This is a genomic window from Rhodococcus sp. T2V, from assembly GCF_029269925.1.
In the GTDB taxonomy this organism is placed as follows: Bacteria; Actinomycetota; Actinomycetes; order Mycobacteriales; family Mycobacteriaceae; genus Rhodococcus_F; species Rhodococcus_F koreensis.
This window is the reverse complement of record NZ_JARJBD010000079.1, coordinates 37,666-47,816: the sequence shown is the minus strand read 5'-3', so window position 1 is coordinate 47,816 and position 10,151 is coordinate 37,666. Positions and strand designations below refer to the sequence as shown.

The 10,151-nt window shown below is 64.9% G+C and carries 8 protein-coding genes and 1 pseudogene; 4 read left to right on the top strand and 5 right to left on the bottom strand.

The genetic code is table 11. From position 1 onward, the window contains the following. Positions 1-826, top strand: a pseudogene (locus tag P3H15_RS40635) (transposase); the annotation flags it as partial. A 331-nt stretch (positions 827-1,157) separates the two neighbouring features. On the opposite strand, the gene P3H15_RS40630 reads toward P3H15_RS40635, so the two are convergent. From P3H15_RS40630 to P3H15_RS40610, 5 genes are all read right to left on the bottom strand, one after another. Beyond that, positions 1,158-2,042, bottom strand: coding sequence for a dihydrodipicolinate synthase family protein (locus P3H15_RS40630; RefSeq protein ID WP_276142447.1), 885 nt, complete (start codon positions 2,040-2,042; stop codon positions 1,158-1,160). Between the two features lie 34 nt (positions 2,043-2,076). Then, positions 2,077-3,441 (bottom strand): NAD(P)/FAD-dependent oxidoreductase, encoded by a 1,365-nt coding sequence (locus P3H15_RS40625; RefSeq protein WP_276142446.1) that lies wholly within the window; start codon positions 3,439-3,441, stop codon positions 2,077-2,079. A gap of 19 nt (positions 3,442-3,460) precedes the next feature. After that, positions 3,461-4,993 carry an FGGY-family carbohydrate kinase gene (locus P3H15_RS40620; RefSeq protein WP_276142445.1) on the bottom strand — a complete coding sequence of 511 codons (1,533 nt, stop codon included), beginning with the start codon at positions 4,991-4,993 and terminating at the stop codon, positions 3,461-3,463. Continuing rightward, positions 4,990-5,682: a 1-(5-phosphoribosyl)-5-((5-phosphoribosylamino)methylideneamino)imidazole-4-carboxamide isomerase gene (locus P3H15_RS40615; RefSeq protein ID WP_276142444.1), complete on the bottom strand. Its 693-nt coding sequence runs from the start codon at positions 5,680-5,682 to the stop codon at positions 4,990-4,992. The genes P3H15_RS40620 and P3H15_RS40615 overlap by 4 nt, the downstream gene beginning before the upstream one ends. Before the next feature lie 206 nt (positions 5,683-5,888). Next, entirely contained in the window at positions 5,889-6,635 is a 747-nt protein-coding gene (locus P3H15_RS40610) for a GntR family transcriptional regulator (protein WP_276142443.1), read from the bottom strand. Between the two features lie 614 nt (positions 6,636-7,249). Here P3H15_RS40610 and P3H15_RS40605 point away from each other — a divergent pair. From P3H15_RS40605 to P3H15_RS40595, 3 genes are all read left to right on the top strand, one after another. Beyond that, positions 7,250-8,254, top strand: a complete 1,005-nt coding sequence (locus P3H15_RS40605) for an isopenicillin N synthase family oxygenase (protein ID WP_276142442.1) — start codon at positions 7,250-7,252, stop codon at positions 8,252-8,254. Positions 8,255-8,416: 162 nt separating this feature from the next. Next, entirely contained in the window at positions 8,417-9,406 is a 990-nt protein-coding gene (locus P3H15_RS40600; protein WP_276142441.1) for an Ldh family oxidoreductase, read from the top strand. 151 nt (positions 9,407-9,557) lie between these two features. Continuing rightward, positions 9,558-9,905, top strand: a complete 348-nt coding sequence (locus P3H15_RS40595; protein ID WP_276142440.1) for a cupin domain-containing protein — start codon at positions 9,558-9,560, stop codon at positions 9,903-9,905. Positions 9,906-10,151: the final 246 nt, after the last annotated feature.

Here is a 10,151-nt window from a genome sequence, read left to right as displayed (position 1 = left end):
CAACGAAGACCGCCGCTCAACAGCACAAGTCAAGATCATTTAGTTCAGAGAAGCCGGGATCAAACTGTCCTCGGTCGCCACCGACATCATGGGTGTCTCCGGTCGGTTGATGTTGGAGGCCCTCATCGACGGATCCGACGATCCGGCGGCGATGGCGGATCTCGCGAAACGGCGGCTGCGGGTGAAGATCCCGGCCTTGACCGAGGCGCTGACCGGACGGTTCACCGCCCATCACGGGTTCTTGATCCGCATGCACCTGACTTTGATCGACCAGTACGGGCAGGCTCTAGGTGAGCTCGATGACCGGATCGCGGAGGCGATCGAGCCTTTTCGCGCGGCCCGGGACCTGCTGATCAGCATCCCGGGTTTCTCGACGGTCGTCGCTGAGGTGTTCCTCGCCGAGACCGGCGGCGACATGAGCGTGTTCCCGACCGCCGGTCATCTGGCCTCGTGGGCGGGGACCGCACCCGGCTCGAACGAGTCCGCGGGACGGGTGAAGTCGACCAAGACCCGGCCCGGCAACCGGCACCTGAAGGGTGCCCTCGGGACCGCAGCGCTGTCCGTGTCCCGCTCGAAGGGCACCTACTTCTCGGCCAAGTACAAGCGGATCGCATCCCACCGGGATCCGATGAAGGCGCTCGTCGCCGTCGAGCATGCGATGCTCGTCGCCGCCTGGAACATGCTCACCAACGGTGACCTCTACCGCGATCCCGGGGCCGACTACTTCACCCGACGCACCCCCACCAAGACAAGGGCCCGCGCGGTCGGCCAGCTCGAGGCACTCGGCTACCGCGTCATCCTCGAACCACTCGCCGACACCGCATAACCCACCACCGCCGGACCCGGTCAACCCGTCGTAATCCCGGCGGGTCACCGACCCCTGTCCTCACCCGCGGTGGTCACCTAATTTTCGTGGGAGACACGTGTCGCCCAGGCCAGCAGCACTGAAGCAGATATCAGCTCCCGGCTCACGTCGCGCCGGCGCTGGGCGATGCGGCTGGACGGACGAAATGCACATGGCCGACCTTGCGCAGCATGCGCATCGGCTCACGCACCCGCTCACCGTCGAGCAAGAAACCACATGTTCGTCGTGGTAGTGCTGTGGAAAATGCGATGCGGCCCGGCCCCGAGGACGGGGTCGGGCCGCGGTTCGTCATTTAGTGGTTCAGGCGGTCCAGGGCTGCCTTGAGACTGGCCTCGGCTTCGGGCTCGAGATCAGCGAGGGGTGACCGGGGGCTCCCGATGTCCAGGCCCTGCAGGCGCAGTCCCGCCTTCACCGCCTGGGTGAACGGGACCGCCATCATCGCGTCGATGGCCGGGAACACTCGCAGCCAGTTTTCGAGGGCACGGTTCAGATCGCCTTCGCGGATTGCCCGGACAACCGCAACGATCTCGTTCGGAACGACGTTCGCCGCGCCGGCCATGATGCCGGCCGCTCCCTCGGTGAGGGCGCCGAAGCTGAAGCTGTCCCAGCCCATGATCAGCTTGATGTCGTCGCGGTGGTGGTGGATCAGGCGCAGGCCCTGCTCCCAGTCGTGGCTCGAGTCCTTGACGTATTCGATGTTGTCGATCTCGCGCCCGAACCGCGCGATGCCCTCGGCACCGAGGTTCACACCGGTCACGCCGGGGTTGTTGTAGAGCATGATCGGCACACTGACCGAACCCGCAACGGTCTCGACATACCGGTTGATCTCGGTCTCGGTGAGAGGCTCGTAGAACGGGGTGATGAGCATGAGGGCATCGGCGCCGGTGGCTTCGGCCGCGCGGGACAGGTCCACCGCCTCACGGGTCGTGAGCGACCCGGTGTGCGCGACCACGGGGACGCGGCCGGCGGTGTGCTCGACGACGATCTCGAAGATCTGTCGGCGCTCGGCATTCGTCAGCGAGGTGTACTCACCCGTGCCGCCACCGACGACGAGTGCGTCGACGCCGGCGTCGATGTTGCGGTCGATGACCTTCTGCATGAGCCCGGCGTCGATCTGGTCGTCGGCGGTGAACGGGGTGGGAAGTGCGGTGAGAACGCCGCGGAGTTCCTTGGCCATGTCGGCCTCCTTGTGGTGTCTTGGGGTGGTCAGGTCAGGCGCCGGCGGTCTGTCGTGCGGTGGCCAGGACGCTGGCCGCCCCCTGCGCCGCGGTGAAACCGGAGCTCACTGCGGTGTCGGTGTAGAAGGTGCCGAGGAAGTCGCCCGCCAGGAAGACTCGCTCGGAGGGGCGGGTGAGCTCGGGCTGGAGCTTGTGGCGGCCCGGGAAGCAGAACGGGGAACCGAATTCGAACTTCTCCACCCGCGCGTCGGTGACGATGTTCGCGAATCCCGGGAAGATCTGGTCGAGATCGTTCGTGTAGATGTCGACGATCTCCTTCTCGGGCAGGTCCCACAGCTTGTAGCCGAGGCTCGCCGGTGAGAACGTCATCATGCTGCCGCCCGGCTGGCGGGTGGTCTCGCGGCCGCGGGTCAGGTTGCCCTGGTTCAGTGCCACGGTGAAAGACCTGTTGGGGGTTGCGATGCCGTAGGTGCCGTCGTAGGGCATCGGTTGCTGCTCGTTGGTCAGGAACGCGCCGGCCACGTGCGGCCCGTACTTGATCTGCCCGAGCGCGTCGCGCAGTTCGGGACGCAGGTTCACAGCGACCTTGTTGGTGATCGACGCCGGGGTTGCGAGCACCGCGGTGCGGGCCTTGACCTCGTGGTCGGTCCCGTCCTGGGTGTAACGGACGACCACGTGGTCGCGGTTCTGGACGACCTCGTTCACGACCGCGCCGAGCTCGACCCGGTCGCGGATCGACTGCGCGATCGTCTCGGTCAAAGTCGCGGCGCCGCCGACGATGTAGTTGCCCAGCCCCTGGCCGATGTTCCAGATCAGGTTGAAGTAGCCGATACCGGCGCCCGCGGACAGTACGTCGGGGTCTGCGGCGGACCGCATCGCCACCGAGCAGTAGAAGTCTCGTGCGGCGTCGGTGGTGCGGCCGAGGTAGTCGGCGAACGTGCGCTCGTCCTCGAAGTTGAAGATACGCTGCTGCCGGACCTCCGGTGTTTCGCCGCTGCGACGCCGCGCAGCCTGCTTGTACCGCAGGACGTCGGCACCGAGCCGCGCGCCCACCTTGAGCAGGGACAACCGATCCCTGGTCGTCATCGGGATCCGGAACGGGTATGTCTGGATCAGGCCGGTACTCAAGAACTTCCCGTTCATGGCCATGCCCTGCAGCGAGCCCGGGATCGCCGCCCACCGCGTACCGGTCTCGGCGACCAGCTCCGCACTCGAGCTGCCTGCACCGGCGAACATGTGCCCGCCCCAGTTCATCACGTACTGGCCGTGCTGCTCGGAACGGATCCGGCCGCCGACCCGCTGGCTGTCGGCCTCGAGAACCTGCAGGTCCCAGTGTCGCAGCCGCCAAGCCGCCGACAGTCCGGCGAGCCCGCCGCCGATGATCACTACGTCTTTCATTGTTCTTCTTTCCGTTCGTTCAGCTCGCGGTGGACGCGGGTCGGGGGAGCAACTTCGTCGCCTCCTGCAGGGCGAGGAAGCGGGTGTACAGGTCGTCGTAGATGGCGGCGTTCGCGGTGTTGGGCTTGTATGTGCTACTGAACTCCAGTCCCGCGCAGGCAATGTCGACCGCTGACGGCCACAGTTCGGCGGCAACGCCCGCGATGATCGCGGCGCCGCGGCAGGCTGCGCTGCCGGCGCCCTTGACCGTATGCACGGGCCGACCCGTGGCGTCCGCCTTGATCTGGCACCACGCCGCGCTCTTCGCGCCGCCGCTCAGCGAGACGATCTCCGTGATCTCCACGCCGAGGTCCTCGGTCGACTCGATCATGCGGCGTAGCACCATGGCCACACCTTCCATGATCCCGCGCGAGAGATGCTGCTTCGTGTGCGACAGCGTCAGACCGAAGAACGCACCTCGGGCGTGCGGGTCGAGGTCGGGCGGGCCGGAGCCCTGCAGGTGCGGGAGAACGACGAGGCCGTCGGAGCCGGGATCGACCCGCCGCACCTCCTCGTCGATCAATTGATAGGCGTTGATCCCGCACAGCTCCTCGATCCGGCGCTCGCTGGAACAGAACTCGTCGCGGAACCAGCGCATCACCATCCCGCCGGTGGAGAACGTGTGCAGCATGTACTGACCGGGCAGGGCGGCCGCGAAGCATGGAACCCGCCCGGCCTCATCGAGCCGCAGCTCGTCGACGACGGTGACGGTGGTCAGGGCCGAGCCGGTGCTCTCACTGAAGAGTCCCGGCACGGCGTTCCCGAGGCCGAGCGCACCGCACGCCTGATCCAGCGCGCCCACCGAGACCGGCAGCCCCGCGGGCAGGCCGAGTTCGGCGGCCGCTGACTCGGTGAGCGCGCCGACGATCTCGCCCTGCTCCGCGATTTCGGGCAGCTTCTCGGTGTCGATACCGAGGTAGTCGAGCATCTCCGGCCAGTACTTTCGGGTGTTGATGTCCCAGAGCAGGGTCGAGCACAGCAGCGAATCCTCGCTGACCAGACGGCCGGTGAGCCGCTGCACGAGGAAGTCCTTGAGCAGGGCGAACCGCGCGGTCGCGGCGAACCGATCGGGGTCGTTCCGCTCGAGCCAGAGAATTTTCGCCGCCGGCCAGATCGGATCCATCGCAGGCTGTCCGGTGACGGCGTGGATGGCGGGCCGGCCGAAGTGCGCCTCGAGCTCGTCGGACTCCGCCGAAGCGCGGTTGTCCATCCAGACGATCGCGCGGCCCAGCGGCCGATCGGCGGAATCCAGACACAGCATCGTCTCACCCTGAGCCGACAGACCCAGGGCACGGATCTGCTGCACGTCCACCGAGGATTCCCGCAGCAGCGAGGCCACGGCCTCGGCGAAGGTTTCGGTATAGGTGCCCGGTTCCAGCTCGACGTAGCCGGCCCGCGGAGTCAGCAGGTCGTATTCCTCGGCGTGCTCGGCGATCTCGACGCCGTCCTCGTCGAAGAGCGCCGCTTTGATCGCGGTGGTGCCCACATCGACACCCAGGACGTACCAGCTCATAGCCGCGCCTCGCTTACGTTCTCTCCAACCTCCACGACGGCCAGGAGATTGTCCCGGAAGGACTGGCCGGGCAGCAGCGTGCCTTCGAAGAGTGCACCGCCGATGGTGAAGCCCATCGGACCGATCTCGTGCATCAGCCGGATCCGATCGACGGAATTGATGCTGCCCGCGACGATGATCTGCTCGCCCCCGACCACCGTCACGAGGCGCCGTGCCAGCTCGACCGGGTCGGCTCCGGTGGAGCGGTACGCAACCAGGTCGACGCCGTCCACGCCGCGTTCCAGCAGACGGGTCGCGTCTCGTTCGATGTCCTCGATCGATCCGGCCAGGCTGATCGGCGGGCCGCTCGTCTCGCCGCAGAACGGGAAGTACTTCATACCGGCTTCCCGTACCCGGTCACGGACCGTCTCGGTGAACTGGCCGCCGGTGACGTATTCGATGCCGCAGTCCGCAGCGAACGCCACCGCCTCCAACATTTCGGCCTCGCTGAAGTTGACGGCCTCGAGCACTGCGGTCTTGCCGGCTTCGCGAAAGTCTGCGACCAACCGCTCGGACTCCGTCGCCGAGAGACCGACGTCCTTGAACCCCCAGAACGTCACCGGTAGATCCGCCGCTTCGTCGAACACCGCGCGGGCATTCGGCACCGTCACGTCATTGTGCGTCAGCATGACGATGATCTCAGGCTTCATGTTCTCCTACTTCACTTGGTTGCATCGGCGCCAACCGCCGATTGGTTCGATATCTGATGTCGTTGTCGTACGTGTTAATGAAGGGTCGTCGCGAAGGTCACCGACCCTGTCAATGCTTGATCGGCGGCGCAGTACGCGAGAATGGCCACCTGTTCGATCGGATTACCATGCTCGGCAGCGTCATTCAGAGATGCCGGTGGAGTTGTTCAGTCGCCCGCCGGGCTAGCGGGACGTCGGACCAGCTGAAAATCGAAGGCGCTCGCCAAGTGGTATTCGACCGAGTAGGAAACCGGTTGCTCCGCCTCCGTGTAGTCGACCTGCCGGATGACCATGCACAGCTGGTCTGGGTCGACTCCGAAGATTGCACCGTACTCAGATCCCGCTCGTGCGGGCTCGAGCTCGGCAACTCCGAACACGACCTCGGTGCCGCAGATGTCGGACAGGAACAAATAGAGGGACGGCCCAATGGTGATCGGGCCGGGAGGGACGAGATCGGCGGAGAAGTAGTCGTGCTCGATGGTGACCGGCGTTTCGTCGGATGTTCGTACGCGATACAGATCCACGATCGGTGCTCCGACCTCGAGTCCCAAGCAGCTCGCCACTGTGGCGTCGGCCTTGGTTCTCCGCCAGGACATCTCCGAGATCCCCGGAGTGTGCCCCTTCGACCTGATGAGTTGGTCGGTGCCGATGTGGTTGTGCAGGCTGCGCACCAGCGGGCGTACCGAATTGACGTAAGTTCCGGAACCGTGTCGGCGGGTGATCAGCCCCTCGGTCTCGAGTTGCGCAAGCGCGGCGCGAAGGCTGACCCTGCTCACCTCGAGCTGTTCGGCGAGCACGGGTTCCGACGGAAGTCGATCCCCCGCGGTCCAGAACCCATCAGACAACCGGCGGCGCAACAAGAGTGCTGCTCGAGCCGAGGCGCTGATCTTGGCTAGCTCGCTGCTAGTGCCCATTTCAGATACCGCCGTCACGTTCCGCGAGTACGTGCGCTCCTCGCGCTCAGCATGCCCAGCCGGAGAGTCTGGCGAACAGTGGGTTGTGGTCACGCTCCGTTTGCGCGGGGTGGCCCAGGCGATGGGCGTGAACAACGAATCGGTCATGTCTCGAACCTTCACCGGAAACTGGGAGCAAGGATGCGGCGTCGGACGTGCCGCTGATCAGTCGAGTGTGTGTGCGACAGGTCATAGCCCGCCAGGTTCGCTTCCAAGATCGTCCAAGATGAGTCATAAGTGCGGGACACTCGGACGGACGGCAGGCGGGCGCCGACCGACAGATCAGATCTGCAGGTCAAGGCTTCGTGTTCCCGTAAAATCTCGACCCTGACGAACGCCGGCGAGATGACCTGGCCCGCACACGCGTCAACTATTTCTGGGTCGTGGACCCACGTCGCCGGTCATCGGCGCCAGCACCCTAACTGTGAAAATTTTTCGCACGGTTTCGTCGAGATTTATGCGCTTTACTGCTGTTGTGATCTGCGCAACCATTCATGTGTCGCCTTTGAGCGACCGCCCCGGCGGTCAGCCCGACACATCGGCTCATCACACAAACAGACCTCAGGAGTAACTCCATGTCCGACGCATCTGTCAACCGGTTCGCCAGCAAGCAGACCGCATTTCACGAGATCCCGGTCATCGATGTCGCAGCCCTTGTCGACGGCAGTGACCCCGAGGGCGTCGCGCGTCAGATCGGGGACTCGTGCGAGAAGGTCGGGTTCTTCTACGTGAAGAACCACGGTGTTCCCTCCGACCTCGTCAAGCGCATGTACGCGGTCACCGAAGAGTTCTTCGCCCTGCCCGAAGACGTGAAGGACAAGGTGCACGTCGCGAAGTCCGGGCCGACGGTGCGCGGCTACATCCCGCCGTCCGCCGAGAATGCGGACCAGGACAAGAAGACCGCAGATCTCAAGGAGGCCTTCGACTACGGCGCGAAGCAGGACACCGTGGCGCCGTTCTTCGGACCGAACCTGATGCCGGCAGAGTTCCCCGAGTTCGAGGCGACATGCGACGAGTACTACGCCGCGATGCGGGCGCTGGCCCGCAAGCTGGTCAGTGGATTCGCAATCAGCCTGGGGCTCGAACCCGACTACTTCGAGCGCATTCAGACCAACCCGATCACCATCCAGCGGCTCCTGCACTACCCGCCGCAGAACCCGGACGATGACCAGGCGATCGGCATCGGTGCCCACACCGACAAGGGAATCCTCACCATCCTCTCTCAGGACAACATCGGCGGTCTGCAGGTGCAGAACAAGGACGGCGAGTGGATCACCGCCCCGCCCGTCGAGGACGCCTTCGTCATCAACATCGGCGACCTGGTCGCGAAGATGACGAATGGGAAGTACTCGTCGACGGTCCACCGCGTGGTGAACGAGAGCGGCGCCGAGCGCTACTCGGTCGCGTTCTTCATCGACCTCGATTTCGACGCGCCGGTCGAGACGCTGCCGACCTGTATCGATGCCGAGCACCCGGCCGACCCGAACCCGTTCACCTGCGGCGAGTACAAGACCCAGTGGTTCACGCACGTGTACCCGCACCTGCGGGACGAGCCCGAGATCCTGACCGCCCACGCCTGACCGGCACCCGGCAGTGGGCTTCGATAGCAGTCGAGGTCCACTGCTGTCTGTTCTACCGAGACCGCATCGGTCCAATCCAGATGCGAGCGGCCGTATTCGGAGCCATCCAGTGAATCAGCGCTGCCCCACCACACACCACAGACAACGAAGGAGACACCACGCATGACGGCATTGCTCGAGCTGCCGGTCCCTCGAGAGGAGGTCGCCCGACTCGCCGAGAACGCGATGAAACGTGCAGGGGCATCGGAGGAAGTAGCCGAACTACTCGTCGACGCCGCATTGTTCGCCGAGGACCGGGGCATGCGCGGAGTCGGTGTCGCTCACCTTCTCGACTATCTTCGCGCCATCGACGATGGCCGTCTGGATGCGGCTGCAATACCTACAGTGGACCGACTCGCGCCTGCCATCCTCTCCTGCAACGCTCACGGAGGGCCGTTCCACACGGGATTCGGTGCGGCGATCGACGATCTCGTCGCAGCGGCACGGTCCGAGGGGGTGGCGATGTTCCTGCAGTCGGGAGCATTCGCGGGTGGCCAGCTCGGGTGGTTCACCGAGCGCCTGTCGACCCACGGTCTCGCGGCGCTCGGCGCTATCAACTCCAACGCACTTCTCGCCACTGCGCCCGGCACCGGTCGCGTATTGGGCACGAACCCGATGTCGTACTCGTTCCCCCGGCCGGCAGGCGCGGTCATGACCGTCGACCAGTCGTCAAGCGCGGCCGCGTACGTCAACGTACGCGAAGCGGCGGCGAACGGTCGGCCGATCCCCGAGGGATGGGCGATCGACGCCGCCGGCAAACCGACGACCGACCCCGAAGCTGCGCTGGATGGGGCCATGCTCCCGTTCGGCGGCTACAAGGGTACCAACATCGCATGGATGGTCGAGTTGCTTGCAGGTATGTCGGGCGGGAACTGGTCGATCGACGCCCCGTCCTTCGACGCAGGCGCGGAGAATCCCGGGGTCGGGATGTTCATACTGGCGATCGACGTGAGCAAGCTCCAGCACGACTTCGTCTCGAGGGCGGATGCGCACGTGTGCCGGCTGGGCGCGCAGGGCGTCCGCACGCCGGGCACTTCGCGGGTGGAGCCTCTCTCCGAAATCTCGCTGCGCACCACTGTCCTTGAGGCGTTGCGGGCACGCGCGGCGGGGTAGCAGCGGCTGGCAGACAGTGCGAAACGGAAAGTGAAGACAGCACCATTGACAGATGGGTATACGCATCGAATGTTCTACCCGATTCATAGTTGTAGACAACTAATGATCTCAGCAACTGTGTCAGTTTCCCAGAATCATCAAGGAGCATGATATGACGACGAAGACCCCGTACATCATTCGGCAGGACGACGCTGAGGTCTTCTACGAGGGCCCGGAACTGTGTCGGGAGTATTTCCGCAACGACGCGATGTGGTTCGGTACTTCCACGGTTCAGCCGGGCGACACTGGTGATGTGGATCAGGGTCACGCGGGTACTTGGGAGGTGTTCTTCTGTGTCTCCGGCGAGGGGTACCTCGACGACGGCTCGAACGAGTACTTCCTCGAGGCAGGTGACGCGTGGGCCGTGCCGCCCACCGTTCCCCACCGCATCCACAACCGCAGTGCGGCCCCGGTCGTCATGGCCTGGGCTGGTGGCCCAACTCTGCCATCGGAGAAGTGACTCGGCGGAAGACGCTGTTCTCAACCTCAAAGGACCACCCATGAACATGAGCACCAGTTCACCAGCTCGCCCCGGATCTTTCATTCGAAGGCTCAACCCGTGCGGACACCGCACCGGCCAATGGGCCCAGATACTCACCACATCGACCGCACACGACCAGGAACACTTCCTCGTCATTTACCACGACAGCGAAACCGAACTACTTCCGGCTGAATCCCTCGGACAACAACACTACGAATTCGGCCC

Excerpts from the sequence above, each read along its gene's own strand:
- P3H15_RS40630 (WP_276142447.1), bottom strand. The coding sequence starts at position 2,042 with ATGGCCAAGGAACTCCGCGGCGTTCTCACCGCACTTCCCACCCCGTTC.
- P3H15_RS40625 (WP_276142446.1), bottom strand. The coding sequence starts at position 3,441 with ATGAAAGACGTAGTGATCATCGGCGGCGGGCTCGCCGGACTGTCGGCG.
- P3H15_RS40620 (WP_276142445.1), bottom strand. The coding sequence starts at position 4,993 with ATGAGCTGGTACGTCCTGGGTGTCGATGTGGGCACCACCGCGATCAAA.
- P3H15_RS40615 (WP_276142444.1), bottom strand. The coding sequence starts at position 5,682 with ATGAAGCCTGAGATCATCGTCATGCTGACGCACAATGACGTGACGGTG.
- P3H15_RS40610 (WP_276142443.1), bottom strand. The coding sequence starts at position 6,635 with ATGGGCACTAGCAGCGAGCTAGCCAAGATCAGCGCCTCGGCTCGAGCA.
- P3H15_RS40605 (WP_276142442.1), top strand. The coding sequence starts at position 7,250 with ATGTCCGACGCATCTGTCAACCGGTTCGCCAGCAAGCAGACCGCATTT.
- P3H15_RS40600 (WP_276142441.1), top strand. The coding sequence starts at position 8,417 with ATGACGGCATTGCTCGAGCTGCCGGTCCCTCGAGAGGAGGTCGCCCGA.
- P3H15_RS40595 (WP_276142440.1), top strand. The coding sequence starts at position 9,558 with ATGACGACGAAGACCCCGTACATCATTCGGCAGGACGACGCTGAGGTC.